Source organism: Streptococcus mitis (genome assembly GCF_003942995.1).
Lineage (GTDB): Bacteria > Bacillota > Bacilli > Lactobacillales > Streptococcaceae > Streptococcus > Streptococcus mitis_CV.
Genome location: NZ_RJOH01000001.1, coordinates 237,873 through 262,606 on the forward strand (window position 1 = coordinate 237,873; position 24,734 = coordinate 262,606).

The 24,734-nt window shown below is 40.4% G+C and carries 20 protein-coding genes, 2 pseudogenes and 1 riboswitch; of the genes and pseudogenes, 20 read left to right on the forward strand and 2 right to left on the reverse strand.

The features are described 5' to 3' along the window. Nucleotides 1-300: 300 nt before the first annotated feature. Nucleotides 301-1,740 carry a TrkH family potassium uptake protein gene (locus D8836_RS01275; protein WP_125392907.1) on the reverse strand — a complete coding sequence of 480 codons (1,440 nt, stop codon included), beginning with the start codon at nucleotides 1,738-1,740 and terminating at the stop codon, nucleotides 301-303. Nucleotides 1,741-1,743: 3 nt separating this feature from the next. After that, entirely contained in the window at nucleotides 1,744-3,093 is a 1,350-nt protein-coding gene (gene trkA, locus D8836_RS01280; RefSeq protein WP_042750050.1) for a Trk system potassium transporter TrkA, read from the reverse strand. Nucleotides 3,094-3,281: 188 nt separating this feature from the next. Between trkA and D8836_RS01285 the strand changes: the two genes are divergently transcribed. From D8836_RS01285 to D8836_RS11590, 20 genes and pseudogenes are all read left to right on the forward strand, one after another. Beyond that, on the forward strand, nucleotides 3,282-4,130 hold the full coding sequence (locus D8836_RS01285; RefSeq protein ID WP_044791862.1) for an SAM hydrolase/SAM-dependent halogenase family protein: 849 nt from the start codon (nucleotides 3,282-3,284) through the stop codon (nucleotides 4,128-4,130). Nucleotides 4,131-4,145: 15 nt separating this feature from the next. Further along, on the forward strand, nucleotides 4,146-4,691 hold the full coding sequence (locus D8836_RS01290; protein ID WP_000795927.1) for an ECF-type riboflavin transporter substrate-binding protein: 546 nt from the start codon (nucleotides 4,146-4,148) through the stop codon (nucleotides 4,689-4,691). A 168-nt stretch (nucleotides 4,692-4,859) separates the two neighbouring features. Continuing rightward, nucleotides 4,860-6,542, forward strand: coding sequence for an ABC transporter ATP-binding protein (locus tag D8836_RS01295; protein ID WP_125392908.1), 1,683 nt, complete (start codon nucleotides 4,860-4,862; stop codon nucleotides 6,540-6,542). Continuing rightward, nucleotides 6,527-7,357 (forward strand): energy-coupling factor transporter transmembrane component T family protein, encoded by an 831-nt coding sequence (locus tag D8836_RS01300; RefSeq protein ID WP_125392909.1) that lies wholly within the window; start codon nucleotides 6,527-6,529, stop codon nucleotides 7,355-7,357. Before D8836_RS01295 ends, D8836_RS01300 begins: the two co-directional genes overlap by 16 nt. Nucleotides 7,358-7,549: 192 nt before the next feature. Continuing rightward, the gene (locus D8836_RS01305) at nucleotides 7,550-8,053 is read left to right on the forward strand and encodes a tRNA (cytidine(34)-2'-O)-methyltransferase (protein WP_125392910.1); all 504 of its coding nucleotides are present in this window, start codon (nucleotides 7,550-7,552) and stop codon (nucleotides 8,051-8,053) included. Between the two features lie 53 nt (nucleotides 8,054-8,106). Further along, nucleotides 8,107-8,325: riboswitch (FMN riboswitch) on the forward strand. A 164-nt stretch (nucleotides 8,326-8,489) separates the two neighbouring features. After that, the gene (locus D8836_RS01310) at nucleotides 8,490-9,053 is read left to right on the forward strand and encodes an ECF transporter S component (RefSeq protein ID WP_125392911.1); all 564 of its coding nucleotides are present in this window, start codon (nucleotides 8,490-8,492) and stop codon (nucleotides 9,051-9,053) included. Beyond that, on the forward strand, nucleotides 9,043-9,693 hold the full coding sequence (locus D8836_RS01315; RefSeq protein WP_125392912.1) for a phosphatase PAP2 family protein: 651 nt from the start codon (nucleotides 9,043-9,045) through the stop codon (nucleotides 9,691-9,693). Before D8836_RS01310 ends, D8836_RS01315 begins: the two co-directional genes overlap by 11 nt. A 27-nt stretch (nucleotides 9,694-9,720) precedes the next feature. Continuing rightward, nucleotides 9,721-10,140 carry a chromosome partitioning protein ParB gene (locus tag D8836_RS01320; RefSeq protein ID WP_084930410.1) on the forward strand — a complete coding sequence of 140 codons (420 nt, stop codon included), beginning with the start codon at nucleotides 9,721-9,723 and terminating at the stop codon, nucleotides 10,138-10,140. 4 nt (nucleotides 10,141-10,144) lie between these two features. Next, the gene (locus tag D8836_RS01325; RefSeq protein WP_185761575.1) at nucleotides 10,145-10,594 is read left to right on the forward strand and encodes a GNAT family N-acetyltransferase; all 450 of its coding nucleotides are present in this window, start codon (nucleotides 10,145-10,147) and stop codon (nucleotides 10,592-10,594) included. Between the two features lie 270 nt (nucleotides 10,595-10,864). Then, on the forward strand, nucleotides 10,865-11,911 hold the full coding sequence (gene pheS, locus D8836_RS01330; RefSeq protein WP_049547092.1) for a phenylalanine--tRNA ligase subunit alpha: 1,047 nt from the start codon (nucleotides 10,865-10,867) through the stop codon (nucleotides 11,909-11,911). Then, nucleotides 11,911-12,420 carry a GNAT family N-acetyltransferase gene (locus D8836_RS01335; RefSeq protein ID WP_000619937.1) on the forward strand — a complete coding sequence of 170 codons (510 nt, stop codon included), beginning with the start codon at nucleotides 11,911-11,913 and terminating at the stop codon, nucleotides 12,418-12,420. Before pheS ends, D8836_RS01335 begins: the two co-directional genes overlap by 1 nt. 76 nt (nucleotides 12,421-12,496) lie before the next feature. Beyond that, nucleotides 12,497-14,902: a phenylalanine--tRNA ligase subunit beta gene (gene pheT / locus D8836_RS01340; RefSeq protein WP_125392914.1), complete on the forward strand. Its 2,406-nt coding sequence runs from the start codon at nucleotides 12,497-12,499 to the stop codon at nucleotides 14,900-14,902. Between the two features lie 235 nt (nucleotides 14,903-15,137). After that, nucleotides 15,138-16,031 (forward strand): ABC transporter ATP-binding protein, encoded by an 894-nt coding sequence (locus tag D8836_RS01345; protein ID WP_020902740.1) that lies wholly within the window; start codon nucleotides 15,138-15,140, stop codon nucleotides 16,029-16,031. Beyond that, nucleotides 16,028-17,227, forward strand: a complete 1,200-nt coding sequence (locus D8836_RS01350) for an ABC transporter permease (RefSeq protein WP_125392915.1) — start codon at nucleotides 16,028-16,030, stop codon at nucleotides 17,225-17,227. The genes D8836_RS01345 and D8836_RS01350 overlap by 4 nt, the downstream gene beginning before the upstream one ends. A 215-nt stretch (nucleotides 17,228-17,442) precedes the next feature. Continuing rightward, nucleotides 17,443-17,889, forward strand: a complete 447-nt coding sequence (gene rplM / locus D8836_RS01355) for a 50S ribosomal protein L13 (RefSeq protein ID WP_001044624.1) — start codon at nucleotides 17,443-17,445, stop codon at nucleotides 17,887-17,889. A gap of 18 nt (nucleotides 17,890-17,907) precedes the next feature. Continuing rightward, the gene (rpsI, locus tag D8836_RS01360) at nucleotides 17,908-18,300 is read left to right on the forward strand and encodes a 30S ribosomal protein S9 (protein ID WP_000075964.1); all 393 of its coding nucleotides are present in this window, start codon (nucleotides 17,908-17,910) and stop codon (nucleotides 18,298-18,300) included. A gap of 422 nt (nucleotides 18,301-18,722) precedes the next feature. Continuing rightward, nucleotides 18,723-18,872, forward strand: a complete 150-nt coding sequence (locus D8836_RS01365) for a hypothetical protein (protein WP_260468260.1) — start codon at nucleotides 18,723-18,725, stop codon at nucleotides 18,870-18,872. Beyond that, nucleotides 18,853-19,063, forward strand: a pseudogene (locus D8836_RS01370) (hypothetical protein). The gene D8836_RS01365 and the pseudogene D8836_RS01370 overlap by 20 nt, the downstream one beginning before the upstream one ends. A gap of 237 nt (nucleotides 19,064-19,300) precedes the next feature. After that, a pseudogene (locus D8836_RS01375) lies at nucleotides 19,301-20,067 on the forward strand (transposase). Nucleotides 20,068-22,060: 1,993 nt separating this feature from the next. After that, nucleotides 22,061-24,734: Rib/alpha-like domain-containing protein (locus tag D8836_RS11590; protein WP_474104095.1), on the forward strand; the 2,674-nt coding region annotated here is incomplete at its 3' end.

The window sequence follows — 24,734 nt, forward strand, 5'->3', positions numbered from 1 at the left end:
ACGACTGAGGGTTGTTTTTGGGCTCTTACATTCCTTGAGTCAGGTACTGAAATGTCTGACCGAGATTCAAAGATACTTGTTGAGTTGCGGGAGGTATTTGATACTCAATGAAAATCAAAGAGCAAACTAGGAAGCTAGCCGCAGGTTGCTCAAAGCACTGCTTTGAGGTTGTAGATAAGACTGACGAAGTCAGTTACATATTTCTACGGCAAGGCGAAGCTGACGTGGTTTGAATTTTATTTTCGAAGAGTATGAAAATAAAAACACCACACTTTGTATGGAACAAGGTGTGGTTGTATTTTATCTCTTAGACCAAGTTCTTTTCATAAAGAGAAGTAGGATTGGGTAAATCTCCAATCGACCTGCAATCATTGCAAAGGAGAGGAGAATTTTTGAGATAGGACTAAAGATTGCGAAGCTAGAAGTGGTTCCTAGAATAGGCCCGATATTATTGAAACAGCTAAAGACAGCGCTAGTCACAACCAGAAAATCATTGCTATCTAAGCTGACAATAAAGATAAGGGATAGCAAAATCATAGAATAGATGACAAAGTACTTGAGAATCTTATGCTGGGTATCTTTGTCAATCACCGTTTTATTAACATGGAGGGTTAAAACACGGTGGGGCGATAGGATTGACAAAATCTGATTTTTAGCAATTTTTGAAAGGATAAGGCCTCTAATAACCTTGAGTCCACCTGCGGTTGAACCAGCAGAACCACCGATTCCCATGAGGAAGAGAAGGATAAACTGGGAGAAGAGGGGCCAGTTGGTAATGTCTCCATATCCAAAACCAGTCGTCGTAATGATATTGGAAACCTGGAAGAAGGCCATTTCAAAGCTCTTTGAAAACCCTGGGTAGAGGTAGAGGGTGTTGAGGCTAATCAAGCCTGTAGAAACCAGTACAATGACTAAGTAAGCACGAAGTTCCTCGTCACCAAAGAAGGCTTTGATGCGACGGAGCATGAGGTAGTAGTAGAGATTGAAATTTACCCCAAAAACCAGAACTCCGATACTAACCAGATAGGTAATCAGTGAGCTACCATAGTGGGCAATTCCGTCGTTATAGACGGTAAATCCTCCTGTACCCGCAGTACCCATGGCAATGACAAAACTATCAAATAGGGGCATTCCGGCTAGATAATAGATGATGACAAAGAGGGAGAAGAGAGCTAGATAAAGGAGATAGAGAATCTGGGCAGTGTTTTTTAGTTTGGATACAACCTTGCCAAAAACAGGGCCAGGAACCTCAGCCTTCATCACTTCTAGGTGGCTATTCTTGGCATTATCCATAATAGCAAGTGCAAAAACAAGCACTCCCATCCCTCCAATCAAGTGGGTAAAACTTCGCCAGAAGAGGAGGGAACGACTGAGAACCGAAACGTCGTTCAGAATAGTTGCTCCAGTAGTTGTAAAGCCCGAACTGATTTCAAAAAAGGAATCGATAACGCTGGGAATTTGACCAGCAAAAACAAAGGGGAGACCGCCAAAGAAGGACCAAAGGATCCAACAGAGGGCAACAATCAAGACTCCCTCCTTGGCATAAATCCGTTGATTTTTTGGCTTTTGTAAAATTCCTGAGCCACCTAGTAATACGAGAATCCCAATCGTTGTAAAGAGGGATGTAAAGACTTGGCTCGATTCATGGTAGTAGATGGCAATCGCAACAGGAACCAAGAGGAGAACAGCTTCAATCAAAAGTAACTTTGAAAGGAGGTAACGAATCATACTTTTATTCATATCTTACCTCGCGATCAAGTCATAAATCTTGGTGATGTTTGGCAACAGGGTTGTTACTAGGAGCTTGTCTCCGACTTCCAGCATATCCTCTCCAGTTGGGAAAATAGTCTTGCCCTTTCGAATGATGGCCGCAATAAGAACCCCTTTTTTCAGTTTGAGTTGAGAAAGAGGTTTGGCAGTCATCTTATTAGCTTCCTTGATATGGAATTGCAGGGTTTCGATTTGGCCATTGGCTAGATGGTGCATAGCCTGAAGGTCTGAATACTGGGCATTAACCCGACCACGAATAAAGTGCATGATTGTATCTACAGCGATGCTTTTAGGTGTGATGATACTTGAAAAATCAGGCGCATTGATAATCTCGAGGAGACTGGTACGATTGACCTTGGTGATATTTTTCTGTACACCTACCCTGTCAAGGAACATAGAAGTAATCAGATTTTCCTCATCGACTCCTGTTAGAGTCGCAACGGCATCATAGTTTTGAGCACTTTCTTCCAGCAGGATATCTTTTGCGGTACCATCTCCTTGAACGATGTAGAGATTTGGGAATTTCTCGCTAAAGAAGCTGGCGATTTCAGGATTGATTTCAATAACCTTGGTATCGATACGACTGTCTTTGAGGATACCTAGTAGATAATAGGCAATTCTACCTGCTCCAACGATGAGAAGGCTCTTCACAGCACGAGACTTGAAATAATTATGGAAGAGCATCATGTCAACACGGTTACCAGTGACAAAGATTCTATCTTTATCCTGTACAGTCATGTCACCGCTTGGAATGATAATTTGATGATCCCTCTCTATCGCACAGACAATGACATTGCCAAATTTTTTCCGAAAATCAGAAATGGGCATTTGGCAAAGACCACTGGAGGATTTAACAGTGAATTCCATCAAGCTGACCCGTCCACCAAAGAAACGTTCGACAGAGAGGGCGTTAGGGAAGTCAATGATATTAGCAATGGCACGGGCAGCCAAGAGCTCAGGGTTAACGATAAGAGAAAAACCGAGAATATTCTTTTCCTTGAAATAAGAGTTAGAATATTCAGGGTTCCGCACCCGAACGATGGTCTCTTTAGCTCCCATTTTTTTGGCTAGAACGGCTGCAATCATGTTCACTTCATCGTATTCAGTCAGGGCGATAAAGATATCACAATCCTGGACACTGGCTTGTTCAAGGATGGTAAAATCGGCCCCGTTACCAAGGATACCCATGATATCAAAGCGATTAACAATATGATTAAGAACAGCTTCGTCTTGCTCAATCAGCAAAACATCATGCTTTTCTGCAACCAAGGAGCGACAGAGGGCAGAACCAACTTTTCCCCCTCCGACAAGGATAATTTTCATAATAAAACCTACTTCTTCATTATGTAACTATCATACCTTTTTTCAAGAAAAAATGCACCTACTAGCTAATCACCAGAGTTTTTAGTAGGAAATTTGCTATAAGGTAAAACTATACCCTAACCAATTGAAATAGCTATTAGCTACTTTCTAGAAAATATGGTATGATAAAGGACATACGGGGAGACAAAATGAATAATAATTTACTGGTATTACAATCAGACTTTGGTTTGGTAGATGGTGCGGTATCGGCTATGATTGGAGTGGCTTTAGAAGAGTCTCCAACCTTAAAAATTCATCACTTGACGCACGATATTACGCCTTATAATATTTTTGAGGGGAGTTACCGTCTCTTTCAGACGGTGGATTACTGGCCTGAGGGAACGACTTTTGTATCGGTTGTCGATCCAGGTGTCGGCTCGAAACGTAAGAGTGTGGTTGCCAAGACTGCAAAAAATCAATATATTGTTACGCCAGACAATGGGACTCTTTCTTTTATCAAGAAACACGTTGGCATTGTAGCTATTCGTGAGATTTCTGAAGTGGCCAATAGACGTCAAAATACAGAGCATTCTTATACCTTCCACGGTCGTGATGTCTATGCCTATACTGGTGCTAAACTGGCCAGTGGTCACATTTCTTTTGAGGAAGTGGGACCAGAGCTCAGTGTGGATCAGATTGTGGAGCTTCCAGTCGTAGAAACCATCATTGAAGATCATCTGGTGAAGGGAGCTATTGATATTCTGGATGTGCGTTTTGGTTCGCTTTGGACCTCTATCACGCGAGAAGAATTTTACAAACTGGAACCAGAATTTGGTGACCGTTTTGAAGTGACTATCTATCATGCAGATATGCTGGTTTATCAAAATCAGGTTGTCTATGGCAAATCATTTGCAGATGTGAGAATTGGGCAACCCATCCTTTACATCAACTCTCTCTATCGTTTAGGTCTGGCTATCAACCAAGGTTCCTTTGCCAAAGCTTACAATGTGGGTGTCGGTTCATCTTGGACCATTGAAATAAAGAAAATAGAATCATAAAATAGGAGAATATAGATGAAAAATCAATCAATTAAACAAGTTGTTGCTATCGGTGTTGGAGCTGCGCTCTTTGTTGTCATCGGGATGATCAGCATTCCGACACCTGTTCCAAATACAAGCATCCAGCTTCAGTATGCGGTACAGAGCCTCTTGTCTATCATTTTTGGCCCTCTAGTGGGATTACTTGTTGGTTTAATTGGTCATGCAGTGAAGGACTCTCTTGCTGGCTACGGTCTTTGGTGGACTTGGATTATTGCTAGTGGTCTCTTTGGTCTAGCTGTAGGTCTCTTTAGAAAATACATTCGAGTAACACAGGGTGTTTTTGAGTTGAAGGATATTGTCTTCTTTAACCTCATTCAGATTGTTGCAAATGCTCTTGTTTGGGGTGTCTTAGCACCACTTGGAGATGTTGTGATTTATCAAGAAGCAGCAGAAAAAGTATTTGCCCAAGGGATTGTTGCAGGTATTGCAAACGCTGTGACTATTGCTATCGCGGGGACTCTTCTCTTGCTAGCTTATTCACGTACGCAGACTCGTTCAGGAAGTTTGAAAAAGGATTAATATAAGGGAAAAGGCTGGGCAACCGGTCTTTTTCGATGTTTATAGACTAGTCGGGTAAGCAATTTAGGCTAGGAATCTTGTTGGCGCTAAGTTTTTAATAGAAGAGTCTGCAAGAAGGGTTCGATTTATGATAAAATAGAAGTCTAAGAAGCGAATGAAGAGAGTAAGATGAAAGAAGCTATAATTGAGTGGAAGGATTTCTCTTTCCAGTATGAAACACAACAAGAACCAACCTTGCAAGGGGTGGATTTGACTATTTATAAGGGAGAGAAAGTCTTAATTGTTGGGCCATCTGGGTCAGGTAAGTCGACCTTGGGTCAATGTTTGAATGGAATTATTCCCAATATTTACAAGGGTCAGACGTCTGGAGAATTTTTGATCAAGGGGCAAGCGGCCTTTGATATGAGTATCTATGATAAATCTCATCTGGTTAGCACGGTTTTGCAGGATACAGATGGGCAGTTTATCGGCTTATCTGTGGCAGAGGATTTGGCTTTTGCTCTAGAAAATGACGTGACAGCTCTAGATGACATGAAAGGTCGTGTTCATAGATGGGCTGAAAAGCTGGACCTTCTCCCTTTACTAGCTCAGCGACCTCAGGATTTGTCTGGTGGACAAAAGCAGCGAGTCAGTCTGGCTGGTGTCTTGATTGATGAGAGTCCGATTCTTTTGTTTGATGAGCCACTCGCCAATCTGGATCCCAAGTCAGGTCAGGATATTATCGAATTGATTGATCAGATTCATAAGGAGGAGGGGACGACGACACTTATTATCGAGCACCGTTTGGAGGATGTTCTGCATCGCCCTGTGGATCGGATTGTCTTGATAAACGATGGTCGTATCCTCTTTAATGGGAGTCCTGACCAGTTACTGGCGACTGATTTATTGACACAAAATGGAATTCGAGAACCCCTTTATCTCACTACTCTCCGTCAATTGGGTGTGGATTTAGCTAAGGAAGAACAATTAGTAAATTTGGACAACTTGTCTATCTCAAAAGGCCAGATTCAGTTGCGGACGGAACTGGTAAAAGAAACCCCAGAATTGCAGTCACTCTTTAGACTAGAGGATTTGTCTTTTTCTTATGATGATAGACCGATTTTGAAATCTATTTATCTGGATATTAAAAAGGGCGAAAAGATTGCCATTGTCGGAAAAAATGGAGCAGGGAAGTCAACCCTAGCCAAGGCTATAAGTAGCTTTATCCAGACTGAAGGTCGCTATCTTTGGGAAGGACAGGATATAAAAGGAGATTCTGTTGCAGAGCGGGCGGAACGAGTAGGCTATGTGCTACAAAATCCCAATCAAATGATTTCGACCAGCATGATTTTTGATGAGGTAGCTCTGGGACTTCGTTTGCGAGGTGTGGACGAGAAGGAAATTGAAACGAGAGTCTATGAAACCTTGAAAATCTGTGGTCTCTATGAATTCCGTAATTGGCCCATTTCTGCCCTGTCATTTGGTCAGAAAAAACGTGTGACTATTGCATCGATTTTGGTCTTAGGGGCTGAAATTATCCTCCTAGATGAACCGACAGCAGGTCAAGACCAGAAGAACTATACTGAGATTATGGAATTTCTCGAAAAGTTACATCAAAAAGGGCATACCATTGTCATGATTACTCATGATATGCAATTGATGCTGGATTATTCAGACAGAGCTCTTGTCATGGTGGATGGGGAATTGATTGCCGATACTGATCCAGCTAGTCTGTTGAGCAATCCTGAGCTGTTAGTAAAAGCCAATCTAAAAGAAACTTCAATCTTCAACTTGGCCAAGAAACTAGACGTGGACCCACTTGCTTTAACGGCGTTTTACAAAGAAAGGAGAGAAGGATGCAAGCTAAATTAATTGGTTACCAGCATAGAGATACTGTGATTCATCGCTTGTCAGGAGCTGGGAAACTCCTCTTTTTCATCCTTGTGTCATTGGCGGCTATGATTAGCTATGATACCAGACTGCTTGTTCTGATTGCCATCTTTTCGGTCTTTCTCCTCTATTTGTCAGAAATCCGTTTTAAAGATGTTTCCTTTGTAGCAGTTTTTGCGACGGTATTTGCGATTTTAAACGTCTTGATGGTCTATCTCTTTTCTCCCGAGTATGGGGTTGGACTTTACGGAGAGAGAAGTGTGATTTGGCAGGGAATCGGTGCCTACACTCTGACCAGTCAAGAGCTCTTTTATCTGCTAAATTTGGCTATTAAGTACCTTTGCACCATTCCTTTAGCGATTATTTTTTTGATGACAACCCACCCTAGTCAGTTTGCTTCCAGTTTAAATCAAATTGGTGTGCCTTACAAGATTGCCTATTCAGTCAGCCTGACTTTGCGCTATATTCCAGATTTGCAGGAAGAATTCTTTACTATCAAGATGTCTCAGGAAGCGCGTGGGATGGAATTATCCAAGAAAGCTTCTCTCATGCAACGAATCAAAGGCAATCTGCGCATTATTACTCCCTTGATTTTCAGCTCGCTAGAACGCATTGATACTATAGCTACAGCTATGGAGCTTCGGCGCTTTGGAAAAGAGAAAAAGCGCACTTGGTATAGTTATCAGGCCTTGAAAAAAGGAGATTATCTTACCTTGCTCTTGGCAGCATTGTTTTTAGTAGCTAGTTTACTACTTATCTTGCAGAATCACGGACGATTTTACAACCCTTGGAAATAGCTTGAAAAAATTGAAAAAATCAAGTCGTTTCTATTGACAATGATTCTGAAAGTGTTATACTAAGAAAGTAGTTTCGCTGATTTACTTCAAACCTGTTGTGAGGTAAGTTAACGATGCCTTAACCACGCTGTTTGCTGAGCTTGACTCCGGGCAGTGTGGCTATTTTTTTGCAATGGTAAAAGGAAGCAAGTCATGACAAATCACATTGTATTATTTGAACCACAAATTCCACAAAATACAGGCAATATCGCGCGTACTTGCGCTGCGACTAATTCTTTCCTCCACATCATCAAGCCCATGGGCTTTCCTATCGATGACCGCAAGATGAAGCGAGCTGGGTTGGATTATTGGGATAAGCTAGAGATTTATTTTTACGACAGTTTAGAAGATTTCATGTCTCAGATGAAGGGAAAACTCTATCTGATTTCGAAATTCGCTGAGAAAGTGTATTCTGATGTGGATTTATCGACTAACGAAGACCATTATTTTCTCTTTGGACGCGAAGACAAGGGTTTACCTGAGGACTTTATGCGAGAACATCCTGAGAAGGCTCTCCGTATTCCTATGAATGATGAACATGTTCGCAGTCTCAATGTGTCTAATACCGTCTGTATGATTGTCTATGAGGCTCTTCGCCAGCAGAACTTTGCAGGTCTTGAGCTTGTTCATACCTATGAAGTGGATAAATTGAAATAAAAAATGAAAATGAACTAAATGCTTGCGCTTGCAAGCGTTTTTTGTTATGATAAAAGAGTCTTCAGGGCAGGGTGAAATTCCCGACCGGCGGTAAATTTGACGAGCTATTTTAGCTTTCTCGTTGTTGTCTTGTCTCGATATACTTTAAGTATTATCTTCGACTGCGACGCCTAGATTAATCCAAAATATCTTAGTTAAATAAGTCCGCGAGCGCAAGCTGATGTGGTGAGATTCCACAACCGACAGTATAGTCTGGATGGGAGAAGACGAAAGAATAGCTTTGTCTGTTCTGATAGATTTATAGCTAGATTGTAACCGCTTGCTTTTGTTTTCTTTAATAGAGTGAGAGGGAACTTTTGGGATATAAAAAGTGAGAATAGATAGAGGAATCCTTTCTAACTTCTTCTGATTTTATAGAAAATTGGAGGAACCTGTTATGACAAACACACGTCGACTTTCGACCATTGCGATTTTATCAGCCATCTCATTTGTGCTGATGTACTTTGACTTTCCGCTTTTACCAGCGGCGTCCTTCCTCAAGATCGAATTTAGTATCTTGCCAGTCCTTGTGGGTTTGGTGGTCATGGATTTGCCTGCTGCTCTAGGAGTTCTCTTGCTTCGCTCACTCTTGAAGTTGCTTCTTAATAGCCAGGGAGTGAATACTTACATTGGTTTGCCAATGAATATCGTAGCTTTGGGAGTTTTTGTCATCGTCTTTGCTTTGATTTGGAAAAAGGAACGGACAACCCTTCGTTTCCTACTAGGCTCTCTAGCTGGGACTGTTGGTTTAACTGTGGCAATGTTGGTTCTCAACTATGTTTACGCTGTTCCTTTGTACGCTAAGTTTGCTAACTTTGATATTGGAAAAATTTTGGGACTTTCCAACTACCTAATGACCATGGTATTACCTTTTAACTTGATTGAGGGTGTAATCTTTGCCGTTTCATTCTGGTTGTTGTACGTCCTTTTGAAACCAACCTTAAAACATTATGAAAGATAAACAAACATTTTTAATGAAGGGCAGTTTTGCCCTTTTACTTTTCGTTATTCTTGGCTACATGGTCAAATTTTACCCTGAAACGCTGGTCGGTTTTGACCAACCGATACAGACTGCCGTTCGAGGAGACTTACCAGATTATTTGACTATTCTTTTCCGCGCCATCACACGCTTGATTGATATTCCAGTGATTATCACTTGGGTTGTCATTACAGCTTTTGTCTTTTATCGTAAGCGATGGAAGATAGAAAGTTTCTTTATGCTGGGAAATCTGGCTTTGGCAGGTCTTTTAATCGTGACCTTTAAAAATATTTATCAGCGCCCACGACCAGATATCTTACACTTGGTAGAGGAGAAGGGATTTTCTTTTCCAAGTGGACATTCTCTGGCTGTAACCTTGATGGTCGGCTCTCTGATTGTCATTCTCAGTCAACGGATGAAAAATCCAGTCTGGAGAAAAGTCGTGCAAATTATCCTTGCTCTTTACCTAGTCAGTGTGCTGGTATCAAGAGTCTATCTGGGAGTTCATTATCCATCAGATGTCCTTGCCAGTCTCTGTGTGGGTTTGGGAGTCCTGTTTATCGAGTTTCCCTTCTATGACAAGCTCCGATTCCAATGGCGATTTAAAGGCAAGCAGAATTGAGTATCAAATTCCCTTTAGGAGAAAGAAATGAAAGTCAATATAGCAGATCTTCATCCGACTCAACTATACTTATCAGAAAAGAAGTTGCAAGATATTCAGATGCTTTACCAGTCGGCAGAAACAATCCAAGTCGATCCAATCAGTATTCTTGCCTTTGGAGATTGCTTGTTGATTACAGATGGGCATCACAGGGCTTATCAGGCTTTATTGGCAGGTCGGGATACGATTTCTGCTGAGTTTGATAGAGATGGTGGTGATGAACTATATCATCTCTATGCGCAAGCCTGCGAAGAAAGAAAAATTTACTCTGTTCTGGATTTAAAAAATCATATCTTAGCTCAAGATGAGTATGAAGCAAAATGGTATAACTGGTGTGATGGTTTTAATCAAGCAGCAACTCTCTTATTGAAAAGGAAAGCAGATGAAACGGATTTTACAAATAGATAATTCACTGCGTCTTGTTCCTTATTATAAGGTCAATCATTGCGAGGAAGCTTTTGCTTGGTATCAGAATGTGGACTTAGTTTACCTCGTAGATGGGGTGAAGCTTCCTTATAGTCAAGAAACTTTGGAAGCCATGTATTCCTATTTGGATCAGCATGGGGAGCTTTTTTGGATTGAAGTCAAGGAGAAGGGAGAATGGTTTCCAATTGGGGATGTTACACTATCTCATGATAATCTTCCCATTGTGATTGGGAATCCCGCTTACCAACATCGAGGACTTGGAAAAAAGATTCTGAGTGCTTTGATTGAATTGGCTCGAGTAAAAGGATGGAAAGAATTGAGAGTCAAGGAAATCTACACCTACAATCATGCTTCTAGGAGGTGTTTCAAGTCGCTTGGATTTGTGGAAAATGGAGCAACAGAAAAAGGAACGAGTTTTATACTGAAATTAGTCTAATCTAACTTGTTTTTTAACTAAAAATCTGATAAACTATGTAGTAATTGAATAGAAATCTGCAAGACTAGTATCCCAAGGGAAGTATATCAGGGAGGAGAGCCGTGACTGCAAGCTCTCTATATGAAAGCTGGGTGAATTCACTTGCGCATGGATTTAGAAATGAAGGTCTGACTTGTCAGATGAAAACGGATGGTACCGCGTGTCAACGCTCCGAGTGGAGTTTTTGGCATGTGGTTTTCTTTTTATCTACGAGCGACTGATGGAGGAAATATGTCAACTATTGAAGAACAATTAAAAGCGCTTCGCGAAGAAATGCTGGCTAGCTTGAAGCAGATTACTGCTGAAAATGAAAAAGAGATGCAAGATTTGCGTGTCTCTGTCCTTGGTAAAAAGGGTTCGCTCACTGAAATCCTCAAAGGGATGAAAGATGTTTCTGCTGAGATGCGTCCAATCATTGGGAAACACGTCAATGAAGCTCGTGATGTCTTGACAGCTGCCTTTGAAGAAACAGCTAAGCTCTTGGAAGAAAAGAAAGTCGCGGCTCAACTGGCTAGCGAGAGTATCGATGTGACGCTTCCAGGTCGTCCAGTTGCGACTGGTCACCGTCATGTCCTCACACAAACCAGTGAGGAAATCGAAGATATTTTCATTGGGATGGGTTACCAAGTCGTGGATGGTTTTGAAGTGGAGCAAGACTACTATAACTTTGAGCGTATGAACCTTCCAAAAGACCACCCAGCTCGTGATATGCAGGACACTTTCTATATCACAGAAGAGATCTTACTCCGTACTCACACGTCTCCAGTTCAAGCGCGTGCAATGGATGCTCATGATTTCTCTAAAGGCCCTTTGAAAATGATCTCACCAGGGCGTGTGTTCCGTCGTGACACAGACGATGCGACCCACAGTCACCAGTTCCACCAAATTGAAGGCTTGGTTGTTGGGAAAAATATCTCTATGGCTGATCTTCAAGGAACCCTTCAGTTGATTGTGCAAAAAATGTTCGGTGAAGAGCGTCAGATCCGTCTGCGCCCATCTTACTTCCCATTCACAGAGCCATCTGTTGAGGTGGATGTTTCTTGCTTCAAGTGTGGTGGAGAAGGCTGTAACGTATGTAAGAAAACAGGTTGGATCGAAATTATGGGGGCCGGTATGGTTCACCCACGTGTCCTTGAAATGAGTGGTATCGATGCGACTGTTTACTCTGGATTTGCCTTTGGTCTTGGACAAGAGCGTGTAGCTATGCTCCGTTATGGAATCAACGATATCCGTGGATTCTACCAAGGCGATGTCCGCTTCTCAGAACAGTTTAAATAATGATTAGAAAAGTAGAAAAGGCAGATGTTGGGGTGTTGTCCAAAATTGCCAAACAAACCTTTCGTGAAACATTTGCTCATGATAATACAGAAGAGCAGTTACAGGAATACTTTGAAGAGGCTTATAGTTTGAGAGTTTTGTCAACTGAGTTGGAAAATCCAGAATCCGAAACCTATTTCATTATGCATGAAGAGGAGATAGCTGGTTTTCTCAAAGTCAACTGGGGAAGTGCTCAGACTGAGAGAGAATTAGAGGATGCTTTTGAAATTCAACGTCTCTATGTGCTACAAAAATTCCAAGGATTTGGACTAGGTAAGCAACTGTTTGAATTTGCTCTGGAACTTGCTACAAAAAATAGTTTTTCCTGGGCTTGGTTAGGTGTTTGGGAGCATAATACAAAAGCTCAAGCGTTTTATAATCGATATGGTTTTGAAAAATTTAGCCAACATCATTTTATGGTTGGTCAAAAAGTAGATACGGATTGGTTACTGAGAAAGAAATTAAGGTAAGAAGATGATTCTTCTATTGAAATGATAGGAAAGGAAAAGAACTAGAGTGACAACTGTCATTCTGGAAAACTAAATTATGCTTGTATCTTATAAATGGTTAAAAGAATTGGTGGACATTGATGTGCCATCACAGGAGTTGGCTGAAAAAATGTCAACTACAGGGATCGAGGTAGAGGGTGTCGAATCACCAGCTGCTGGTCTCTCAAAAATTGTCGTCGGTGAGGTCTTGTCTTGCGAAGATGTGCCAGAAACTCACCTCCATGTTTGTCAGGTTAACGTTGGCGAAGAAGAAGACCGTCAAATCGTCTGTGGTGCACCGAATGTGCGTGCAGGCATCAAGGTCATGGTGGCACTTCCGGGAGCTCGCATCGCTGACAATTACAAGATCAAAAAAGGGAAAATCCGCGGTCTTGAGTCACTTGGGATGATCTGTTCACTTGGTGAATTGGGAATTTCTGACTCAGTTGTACCTAAGGAATTCGCAGATGGCATCCAAATCTTGCCAGAAAATGCCGTTCCTGGGGATGAAGTCTTCTCTTACCTAGACTTGGATGATGAAATCATCGAACTTTCTATCACACCAAACCGTGCGGACGCTCTTTCTATGCGTGGAGTAGCTCACGAAGTTGCATCCATCTATGACAAGGCGGTCAACTTTAAAGAATTTACTCTTTCAGAAACTGACCAAGCTGCAGCAGATGCCCTTTCTGTAGGTATTGAGACAGACAAGGCGCCTTACTATGCTGCTCGTATCTTGGACAATGTGACCATCGAACCAAGTCCACAATGGTTGCAAAATCTCCTCATGAACGAAGGTATTCGTCCCATCAATAACGTAGTGGACGTGACCAACTACATCCTGCTCTACTTTGGTCAACCAATGCATGCCTTTGACTTGGATACCTTTGAAGGAACTGACATCCGTGTGCGTGAAGCGCGTGCTGGTGAAAAATTGGTGACCTTGGACGGTGAAGAACGTGATTTGGACGTGAATGACCTAGTCATCACTGTCGCAGACAAGCCAGTAGCTCTTGCAGGTGTTATGGGTGGTCAAGCAACAGAAATCTCTGAAAAGTCTAGTCGTGTCGTCCTTGAAGCTGCAGTCTTCAACGGAAAATCAATCCGCAAGACTAGCGGACGTCTCAACCTTCGTTCTGAGTCATCTTCTCGCTTTGAAAAAGGGATTAATGTGGCAACTGTTAACGAAGCCCTTGATGCGGCGGCTAGCATGATTGCAGAACTTGCAGGTGCGACGGTGCGTAAGGGTATCGTTTCAGCGGGTGAGCTTGATACCTCTGATGTGGAAGTTTCTTCAACTCTTGCTGATGTTAACCGTGTCCTCGGAACTGATCTTTCTTATGCTGATGTAGAAGACGTCTTCCGTCGTCTTGGATTTGGTCTTTCTGGCAATGCAGATAGCTTTACAGTCAGTGTCCCACGCCGTCGCTGGGATATCACCATCGAGGCAGACCTCTTTGAAGAAATCGCTCGTATCTATGGATATGACCGCTTGCCAACCAGCCTTCCAAAAGACGATGGGACAGCTGGTGAATTGACTGCGACACAAAAACTTCGCCGTCAAGTTCGTACCATTGCTGAAGGAGCAGGTTTGACAGAAATCATCACCTACGCTCTGACAACTCCTGAAAAAGCAGTTGAGTTTACGGCTCAACCAAGCAACCTTACGGAACTCATGTGGCCAATGACTGTGGACCGTTCTGTCCTCCGTCAAAATATGATCTCAGGTATCCTTGATACTGTTGCCTACAACGTGGCTCGTAAGAACAAAAACTTGGCCCTTTACGAGATCGGAAAAGTCTTTGAACAAACAGGCAATCCAAAAGAAGAACTTCCAAATGAAATTAATAGCTTTGCCTTTGCCTTGACAGGCTTGGTTGCTGAAAAAGATTTCCAAACAGCAGCAGTTCCAGTTGATTTCTTCTATGCTAAAGGCATCCTTGAAGCCCTCTTTGCTCGTTTGGGACTCCAAGTAACTTATACAGCAACATCTGAAATCGCTAGCCTTCATCCAGGTCGTACAGCAGTCATTTCACTCGGTGACCAAGTTCTTGGTTTCCTTGGTCAAGTACACCCAGTCACTGCTAAGGCCTACGATATTCCAGAAACGTATGTGGCTGAGCTCAACCTTTCAGCCATCGAAGCTGCCCTTCGACCAGCTGCTCCATTTGTGGAAATCACCAAATTCCCAGCAGTCAGCCGTGACGTTGCCCTCCTTCTCAAGGCAGAAGTGACTCACCAAGAAGTTGTAGACGCCATCCAAGCTGCAGGCGTGAAACGTTTGACAGATATCAAACTCTTTGACGTCTTCTCAGGTGAGAAATTGGGACTTGGTATGAAGTCAATGGCTTATAGCTTGACCTTCCAAAATCCGGAAGATAGCTTAACGGACGAAGAAGTCGCACGCTATATGGAAAAAATCCAAGCGTCTCTCGAAGAAAAAGTCAATGCAGAAGTGCGTTAAAGTATCAATCCATCCTTCGGGGTGGATTTTTTCTTTTCACATAACAATTCAGGATCAAAAATAGACAGTTGAGGAACAGAGAAGATAAATTGGAGTTTACCAGTGTATAATGTACTCATAACTCAAAGTACCCTAAGATTTTTTACTAAAATGAGGATGATAAAAATGGACAGAAATCATTGTAAAGGCTATCAAAAAGGAGTATAATGAGTGCAAGACATTTCGGAGGTGAAAGATGCTAGAAGTAAGAAGTCTAGAGAAAAGTTTTGGACCCAAGCAAGTTTTGTTTGGTATTGACTTTCAAGCGAGACCAGGTCGTATTTTGGGACTAGTCGGAAAAAATGGTGCTGGGAAAACAACGATTTTCCACAGTATTTTGAAGTTTTTAGAATACCAAGGAGAAATTAGTCTGGATGGGCAGGATATTCGTCAGGAGACCTATGCTCGGATTGGCTATCTGCCTGAAGAACGCAGTCTCATGCCTAAATTGACAGTCCTTGAACAAGTTCGCTACTTGGCGACTCTAAAGGGCATGGATGCTAAGGAAATCAAGGAAAAACTCCCTCAATGGATGAAGAGGTTGGAAGTGAAAGGAAAGCTGACTGATAAAATTAAGAGCCTGTCAAAAGGAAATCAGCAGAAGATTCAGCTCATCATTACTCTGATTCATGAGCCAGACTTGATTATCTTGGATGAGCCTTTCAGTGGATTGGACCCGGTCAATACAGAATTGCTCAAGCAAGTCATTTTTCAGGAAAAAGAACGTGGGGCAACCATTATCTTTTCTGACCATGTCATGACCAACGTCGAGGAGCTTTGTGACGATATTCTCATGATTCGAGATGGCCGTGTGGTCTTGCATGGACCAGTTCAGGATGTCCGCAATCAATACGGGAAAACGCGTCTCTTTGTTTCAAGTGAACGAAGCAAGGAAGAATTGGAAAATCTTCCTCATGTCAAGCAGGTAAGTTTGACCAAACAAGGCAGTTGGAAATTGATCTTAGAGGATGAGAGCGCTGGAAGGGAACTCTTCCCAATCTTGACTCAGGGGCAATACATCGCAACCTTTGACCAGCAAGCGCCAACAATCGATGAAATCTTTAAACTAGAATCAGGGGTAGAAGTATGAGAAATATGTGGGTTGTAATCAAGGAAACCTATCTTCGACATGTCAAATCGTGGAGTTTCTTCTTTATGGTGATTTCGCCGTTCCTCTTTTTGGCCTTATCTGTAGGAATTGGCTATCTCCAAGGGTCTTCTATGGCCAAGAATAGTAAGATAGCAGTGGTAACAACTGTGCCATCTGTGGAAGATGGGCTCAAGGGTACCAATGGTATCAACTTTGATTATAAGGATGAAGCCAGTGCCCAAGCTGCTATAAAGGATGAAAAATTAAAAGGTTATCTGACCATTGACCAAGAGGATAGTGTCTTGAAGGCAGTTTATCACGGTGAAACTTCCCTTGAGATTGCTATTAAGCTAGGAGTAACGAGCAAGTTAAATGAGCTTCAAGATCAACTCAATCGTTCGGCAGCCAATTTGTCACAAGAACAGGAAAAACGCTTGGAACAAACAGTTAACTTTACGGAGAAAATTGATGAATCCAAGGAAAATAAAAAAATGATTCAAACCTTTGCGGCCGCAGGGCTTGGTCTCTTCCTTTATATGATTTTGATTACCTATGCTAGTGTCACTGCTCAGGAAGTGGCTAGCGAGAAAGGAACCAAAATTATGGAGGTGGTCTTCTCTAGTATCCGAGCTAGTCATTATTTCTACGCTCGCATGCTGGCTCTGCTTCTTGTGATTTTGACCCATATTGGCATTTACGTCGTGGGTGGACTTGCTGCCATTCTTCTCTTTAAAGACCTACCAGTCTTGGCACAATCTGGTATTTTAAACCATATAGGAGAGGCTTTCTCGCTCAACACCTTATTGTTTGTCTTGGTTAGCCTCTTTATGTACGTTGTTTTAGCAGCCTTCCTAGGTTCTATGGTTTCTCGTCCTGAGGATGCAGGAAAAGCCTTGTCGCCTTTGATGATTTTGATTATAGGTGGTTTTTTTGGAGTGACAGCTCTAGGTGCAGCTGGTGACAATCTCATCTTGAAGATTGGTTCATATATTCCCTTTATTTCGACTTTCTTCATGCCGTTTAGAGCTATTAATGGTTATGCAAATGGGTTAGAAGCTTGGATTTCGCTTGCTATTACGATTGCTTTTGCAGTAACGGCAACAGTCTTTATCGGACGTATGTATGCTAGTCTCGTTCTGCAAACAGATGATTTAGGTCCTTGGAAAACCTTTAAACGTGCCTTATCTTATAAATAGAAGAGCCTCGCGAAAGCGAGGTTTTTTAGAGATAAAAAGAGTGGAATTCAGAAAAATATTTTTCATATCTATTGACTTTTAGGGGTGAAATTTGGTATTATAGTAGGCGGTATTGTTTACCCCATTTGAAAGGCCCCGGAACCTTCCAAATACTTTTCGATGGGAAGGAACACCCATCACCGTAAACAAAAATCGAACTATATATAGGAGAAATCATGAACAAAACAACATTTATGGCTAAACCAGGCCAAGTTGAACGTAAATGGTACGTAGTTGACGCAACTGATGTACCACTTGGACGTCTTTCTGCAGTAGTTGCTAGCGTACTTCGCGGAAAAAACAAACCAACATTTACACCACACACTGATACAGGTGACTTTGTAATTGTTATCAATGCTGAAAAAGTTAAATTGACTGGTAAAAAAGCAACTGATAAAATCTATTACACTCACTCAAACCACCCAGGTGGATTGAAACAAATCTCTGCAGGTGAACTTCGTTCTAAAAATGCAGTACGTTTGATCGAGAAATCAGTTAAAGGTATGCTTCCACACAATACTCTTGGACGCGCTCAAGGTATGAAGTTGAAAGTATTTGTTGGAGCTGAGCACACTCACGCTGCACAACAACCAGAAGTTCTTGACATTTCAGGACTTATCTAAGGAAAGGAACAATAAAGTATGTCACAAGCACAATATGCAGGTACTGGACGTCGTAAAAACGCTGTTGCACGCGTTCGCCTTGTTCCAGGAACTGGTAAAATCACTGTTAACAAAAAAGATGTTGAAGAGTACATCCCACACGCTGACCTTCGTCTTGTCATCAACCAACCATTCGCAGTTACTTCAACTGCAGGTTCATACGACGTTTTCGTTAACGTTGTAGGTGGTGGATACGCTGGTCAATCAGGAGCTATCCGTCACGGTATCGCTCGTGCCCTTCTTCAAGTAGACCCAGACTTCCGCGATTCATTGAAACGCGCAGGACTTCTTACACGTGACTCACGTAAAGTTGAACGTAAGAAACCAGGTCTTAAGAAAGCTCGTAAAGCATCACAATTTAGTAAACGTTAATTCGAAAGAATTACTATACTTACAAAGAGCACCTTTCGGGGTGTTCTTTTTTGTACTTTCTTGATAAATTGGTGCAATTGACACAGTTGTGGTGACTTTAGTCGCTTACAAATGTGGCTGCAACCTGACGAGGTCAGTTGCCTCAAAACGTTAATCAATACGATTATATCAATATTTCAAAGAGTCTGGGACAAAAGTCTAACCTTAAATATAAAAAGCGAACAAAACGAGGTATCTGACACTCAGAATTTTGTCTTGTTCGCTTTTTTTGTCTAATCTATCGATTTTTAAAACTTATAATAAAGAATTCCTGAAATAAAAATCTTTTTGTCCCAAACTCTTTTTTGTCGATTTTTAAGCTCGAATAGCTTTGTGATAACCTTCTGATAACCTCTGAAAGTTTAGTTCCTTTAACAGAAGAGTTGGAACAAGTCGGAAAGAATATCAATTCTATAGCCCGTCTTGCAACTGTAGTTGGGAGAATAAGCTATGAGAATAAAATGGATATGCCTATTTTGATGCAAAAAATAGTTGATGTGATGGAGGAAAAAGATGTTTATTTTCAAAAGTAATATGGACAAGGATTTTGATCAGATATGTGAATACATATTGAAATTAAAGCGAGCAGAATTATTTCTTCATGGAATTAAACAACAAGATAAAACGAAGGCTCGTTTGTATCATGCGATGCTGGAATACTATGATGCTGGAATACTACTATGCTACTCATAAAAAAGAAAGACATATGAGGATTTTAAAATAAGGAAACGCGGTTAAATTGAACTGCACCCTAAAAGTTAGACAGAAAAAATCTAACTTTTGGGATGATTTGAATTTTGGGGAATCCCCAAACCCCGAGTTGTTAATTTGAATGCCATAACAACAAGCCAATAATTGATTTTAATAAATTGTACTCGTGGTGCTATTTATTTTCAAAATACAATAAAAAGCTTAAAAGGACTACACTGTAAGTGTCGAAACAAACAGGAGGTTAGCCCCAATGAGCGACTTACAATATACAGGTAAATCTCATCACTTGCAATGGACTTTGAAACAATTATCAAAATTTGTCTTCAGCTATATAGTGAATAATGTCCCGAATCTTACAAACATCGTAACAATATCAGCTTGTCTAAGGTTTCAGTTCAGTCTTTATTAGTTTTGCTTATTTTACAGACTGAACTAGGCATTAAATCATCTTCGTCATTTCTATCGGATATGCCAACTCTTTCCTTGTGGGTGTCTCCCTGAAAGAAGTCGATTTAATCGATGGTTAAGACAGTTGATTTGGTTAGTTCAAATCATTCGGCAAGCCATGAATACTCAACTTTCTCAAAATAGCATTGTCATCATCGATAGTTTTTCATTATCATTTTGTCAACCTGTTCGTAATCATTGAGCATGTATTTTCCATGAACTAGGCGACATTGGATACAATTCCTCTAAGTACCGTTGGTTCTGAGGATTCAAAGTACATCTGTTGGTCACTCTATCAGGCTATATTCTGAATAACGTTGTGACACTTGTCTTAGCACATGACATTGATATTTTCATTGCGTATCTAGGATGTCCTAGTCAACGAGGTCTCAATGAACATTCTAATGGCTTATTAAGACGAAATAGACTACCGAAACAAATGGATTTTACTAATATTTCTCAAAATTATTTATCAGCTAAGCTGATAAAAGAAATAGAATTCCTAGAAAGTCTTTGAATTATCAAATACCATACCAAGTTTTTCTGAGTTACATGAAAAATCTAACTTAATTTGACAATCTAGGTTCTGAATATTTCATAAAGTATTAAATCGATAAATAGTATAGAATTTTTCAAGAATTATGCTAAGCGGTATACGTAAAAAGGTGTTTCTTTAGAGGAGAGATTTGGGAGTGGGGACCTAGTTTACATTTTATAAATTTAATGTATTCATAGTGGGTTTGAGTAATGTTAAGTTATACTTAAAAATATATTTAATTAATACNTTGTGACTCTGCTTCGGTATCAATACTAGAACCTCTACAGAATTATAGTGGAATGAAATAAAATATGAATAAACTGATTGGGAAATTCAAATAAATTTCTAGCAATATTTTAGAAGTTGCAGTTTACCACTCTAGATTCAATCCATTAAAATAAAATATGGAAGAAAAGGGTAGAGTAATTTTGAATAATTTGATATAATGAACTGTATTAATTAATGCTTTATTAAGGGATTTATGTTATGTTATTTAATCGTAAAGGAATAAATCAAAAGAATTGGAGAATGGTAAAAAAAGGGAAGCATTTTCTTTTTGGCTGTACTCTTTTTTTAGCAACTGGTGCAATAGGATTGCAACAAACACAAGTTGTCAGAGCAGATGAAGTGGCATCTTCAGTTGTTACATCAATGAACTCGGCAGAAGATGGAGATGATAGGGATAAAGGTAAAACATCTAAAGAGGAAATAATTAAGCAGGAAGATAATGAGATTAATTTGGGAGTCACTTCTCCATTATCAAAAAAATCTGATGAGCTCGATAAAAAAGAGGATGTAGCTAAAACAGAGGTTAATAAACAATCTTTAATCGAATTAATAGAAAAAATTAAGAATATAGACTTAAGCAAAAAAACTATAGATTCAGTAGAGAAATTGAATCTTTCTTTGTCGCGCGCACAACAACTGATGGAAAGTCCGACAGTAAGTCAAGAAGAGGTAGATAAAGAAGAGAAAGCTCTTAAAGAATCTTTTGAAAAATTAGAGGATAAACCTGAAAAAGAAAAAGCCTCAGAGTCTAGAGAAAAAGCTGAGCCTCAAAAAGAAGAGAAATCAGATTTAAGCAAAGAAAAAATAACAAAAGTTACAGAAACTGTAAATGAAATTCACAGTTTAGCTAATCAAATAAATTATGAGTTCAGTGATGCTGAGAAAGAATTAGTTAAAACAGCTGAAAAACTTTCTGAGGATAGTAACAGGGAGGACGAGGTAGAGTCGCTCCTAAAAGAAGTCACACGTCTTCGAAATAAAGTAGCAAATCGAATGACAAGAGCTCATTCTGGTAAACGTGACCCACGAAATGGACAACCGATTAATGGGAATGGTGAGAGTAGATTTAGAGCGGTATACTTTCTACCTACGCAAAATCAGCATGGAAGAGGAGAAGCTGGGTTAGTTACTGAAGCAAGAACAGACTTGACATATTATAATTCTGATGAAATATACTCATTTATGAGAGTGTTAGGTCAAAGAGGTCCAGGAGAACCTTTATATAGGTATACATATGGAGAAAATAGAGGTAAAGAAGATAAAACACCGTATTATTTAAAAACTGTAGGTGTTATTAGTGGTTTAGATAAGCTTAAAGGTATAACACTGAGAGTTGCTTACATAAATCCTCGTACTGGAAAAGAAGACTTTCAGGATATCACAAGTGGTCTATGGAACGTTAATAATCCTGAAGTTAAAGCGGTAATAAGAGGGTGGCTTGGACGTTATGATAAAACGGGAGAAGCTGTAGAGCCTGGTGATTATAGAGTAACTATTGCGGCAGGAAGAAGGAACCCAGAAAATAGTATTACTTATACATTTCATGTAAAAGCTCAAAGTGAGCGTAATACGGTTAATGATTTGGCAACACCAACTTATGTAGATGATGTCCGTCACTTAACGGAAGCTGAAAAAATTGATTTAATTAAAAAGTTTGAGGCTGCACACCCTGGAGTAGTCAATAGACCAGTGCATGTAGACTATGATCATGCCGAAGTTTCAGCTGATGGTGAAACAATGACGATTCACTTTAAAGATGGATTTGCACCTAAGACAATACAAACAAATGCAACGAATGATGCAATAGCAAAACATCAAAGCATCACGGCATTATATGGAGATCCACAAGACTTCTACAAAAATCCTAGAAATCTTGTGAAGTCAAAAACAGGAAATGAACTTCCATCAACTGTTGATGTAACATGGAAAACGCCATTTAATCTACAACAACCGGGAACACGAAATGCAGTTGTTACGGTAACTTATCAAAACAAAACCGTTAGAGATGTATCGACACCTTATACAGTATTAGATTTTATAGGGAAACAAGATAAACGTATTAATCAACATCAAAGTGGTGAACTAGGAGATGCTAGAAGTTATATTACACTTTCAAATGGAACTGCACCAGCGACTGATCTAACGATTCGTTGGAAAGGTGGTTCTACTGTAGATACTTCAAGACCAACGGTTCATCATAAACAAATCGAAATTCTTCGTGGAAATACGACGATGAAAACAGTCGATATTCCTGTTGAGATTGTTGATAATATTAGACCGACAGTAGAAATTCCGTATGATAATCCCGGTAATCAAGAAATTTATGTATATTCACATGAAAATAATAATATTACATTAAAAGCAAAAGATAATAATGGAAAAGTTTCAAAAGTTTATTTGGCTTTTCCAGCAGACAATAGACAGGGACTAGGACAAGAAGATAATAGCTATTTAGGTGGAGGAAGCCCAGATGGCTTATATCTAACAGCAACTAAGATTAAATCTGAAACTACAGGTTCAGATGCACAACCAGCAACAATTACGGTGAGTGGGAATATTAATAATCAACCATTTGCCGGTGAAAAATCAATCACGCGTTATTTATACACCGAAGATCCCGCTGGAAATACGAACTATGAACATGTAGGTCATGCGAATGATAATGAAGCACCAGGACGTATTCGTTTTGTATGGAAACCACAAACTTTCAAATATACAGCAACTCCAAATTCTCAAACACAAACAGTTAGCTATAAAGATGAACCAAGCGCAGAAGCAAGTATCAATAAAACAGGGTTACCATCAGGGACAACCTATGCTTGGAAAACAAAACCAGATACATCAAGCCCTGGTAATAAATCAGGGGTAGTAGAAGTCACTTATCCTGATACTTCAAAAGATACTGTGAATGTAACTGTAAGTGTTCGTAAGTTGAGTGATGAATATGCTCCTACAGGAAATAAAATCGTTAGAAATCAAAATGTTCCGGTTACAAATAATGACTTAAAAGCAGCAGTTGCTATTAGTAATAACGGTAATAGTAAGGTGAAATCCGTTACTGCTGGAACGATTAGTACAGCAAATGCAGGAACTCAAACGATTAAAGCGACTGTTACTTATTTAGATAATACGACAGATCCAGTTGACATACCTTTAGAAGTAAAAGACATAACAGCTCCAACGATCACAACACCAAGTGATAGACAAAATTGGGATTTAATTGCATTGGATAGAACATTACCTTCTATAAAAGTTGCAGCTACTGATAATACAGGAGGAACTGGTGTTAAATCAACAACGGTAACGGGCTTACCAGATTTCTTAGTATATGACAATGCGACTAAGACAATTAAATTTAAAAATGGAGTTCAAGAAGTAACAAAATTACCTGTTGGACAAGATAGTAAAACTTATACTGCAACTATTCAAGTAACAGATAATGCAGACAATCCTAGTCAAAGACAATTTACGATTACCGTCAAATCAATGACAACGAAATATACTGCAACTCCTAATGTGCAAAAACAAACGGTGAGTTATGATGTAAAACCAGATGCAGGAACAAGTGTTAATAAAAATGGATTACCAGCAGGAACAACCTATACATGGGCAACAACTCCAAGTACAACAACAGGACCTGGAGATAAAGCAGGTAGCGTAACTGTAACATATCCTGATGACTCAAAAGATACCGTGAATGTAACTGTAAATGTTCGTGCACAAAAAGATGAATACAATCCACAACCAAAAGTCCAAACAGTAGACAATGGAGCAGTACCAGAAGCGAAGAACAGCATTGGCAATGTGGACAGCTTACCACCGAAAACAACGTTTGAATGGAAAGGTGGGGCACCAAATACAGCCGTAGGACAACCAGGCGAAGTCTCAGGAACAGTAATCGTCCATTACCCAGATGGCACAAGCGAAGAAGTTCCAGTGAAAGTCAATGTCAAAGGACAAGCCGACACGTACACACCAGCACCAAAAGTCCAAACAGTAGACAATGGAGCAGTACCAGAAGCGAAGAACAGCATTGGCAATGTGGACAGCTTACCACCGAAAACAACGTTTGAATGGAAAGGTGGGGCACCAAATACAGCCGTAGGACAACCAGGCGAAGTCTCAGGAACAGTAATCGTCCATTACCCAGATGGCACAAGCGAAGAAGTTCCAGTGAAAGTCAATGTCAAAGGACAAGCNGACACGTACACACCAGCACCAACAGTCCAAACAGTGGACAATGGAGCAGTACCAGAAGCAAGAAACAGCATTGGCAATGTGGACAGCTTACCACCGAAAACAACGTTTGAATGGAAAGATGGCGCACCAAATACAGCCGTAGGACAACCAGGCGAAGTATCCGGAACAGTGATCGTTCGTTACCCAGATGGCACAAGCGAAGAAGTTCCAG

Coding starts and splice junctions, on each gene's coding strand:
- rplM (WP_001044624.1), top strand. CDS start 17,443: ATGAACAAAACAACATTTATGGCTAAACCAGGCCAAGTTGAACGTAAA.
- D8836_RS01320 (WP_084930410.1), top strand. CDS start 9,721: ATGAAAGTCAATATAGCAGATCTTCATCCGACTCAACTATACTTATCA.
- D8836_RS01290 (WP_000795927.1), top strand. CDS start 4,146: ATGAAAAATCAATCAATTAAACAAGTTGTTGCTATCGGTGTTGGAGCT.
- D8836_RS01350 (WP_125392915.1), top strand. CDS start 16,028: ATGAGAAATATGTGGGTTGTAATCAAGGAAACCTATCTTCGACATGTC.
- D8836_RS01310 (WP_125392911.1), top strand. CDS start 8,490: ATGACAAACACACGTCGACTTTCGACCATTGCGATTTTATCAGCCATC.
- D8836_RS01305 (WP_125392910.1), top strand. CDS start 7,550: ATGACAAATCACATTGTATTATTTGAACCACAAATTCCACAAAATACA.
- pheS (WP_049547092.1), top strand. CDS start 10,865: ATGTCAACTATTGAAGAACAATTAAAAGCGCTTCGCGAAGAAATGCTG.
- D8836_RS01315 (WP_125392912.1), top strand. CDS start 9,043: ATGAAAGATAAACAAACATTTTTAATGAAGGGCAGTTTTGCCCTTTTA.
- D8836_RS01335 (WP_000619937.1), top strand. CDS start 11,911: ATGATTAGAAAAGTAGAAAAGGCAGATGTTGGGGTGTTGTCCAAAATT.
- D8836_RS01300 (WP_125392909.1), top strand. CDS start 6,527: ATGCAAGCTAAATTAATTGGTTACCAGCATAGAGATACTGTGATTCAT.
- pheT (WP_125392914.1), top strand. CDS start 12,497: ATGCTTGTATCTTATAAATGGTTAAAAGAATTGGTGGACATTGATGTG.
- D8836_RS01275 (WP_125392907.1), bottom strand. CDS start 1,740: ATGAATAAAAGTATGATTCGTTACCTCCTTTCAAAGTTACTTTTGATT.
- trkA (WP_042750050.1), bottom strand. CDS start 3,093: ATGAAAATTATCCTTGTCGGAGGGGGAAAAGTTGGTTCTGCCCTCTGT.
- D8836_RS01285 (WP_044791862.1), top strand. CDS start 3,282: ATGAATAATAATTTACTGGTATTACAATCAGACTTTGGTTTGGTAGAT.
- D8836_RS01295 (WP_125392908.1), top strand. CDS start 4,860: ATGAAAGAAGCTATAATTGAGTGGAAGGATTTCTCTTTCCAGTATGAA.
- D8836_RS01345 (WP_020902740.1), top strand. CDS start 15,138: ATGCTAGAAGTAAGAAGTCTAGAGAAAAGTTTTGGACCCAAGCAAGTT.
- rpsI (WP_000075964.1), top strand. CDS start 17,908: ATGTCACAAGCACAATATGCAGGTACTGGACGTCGTAAAAACGCTGTT.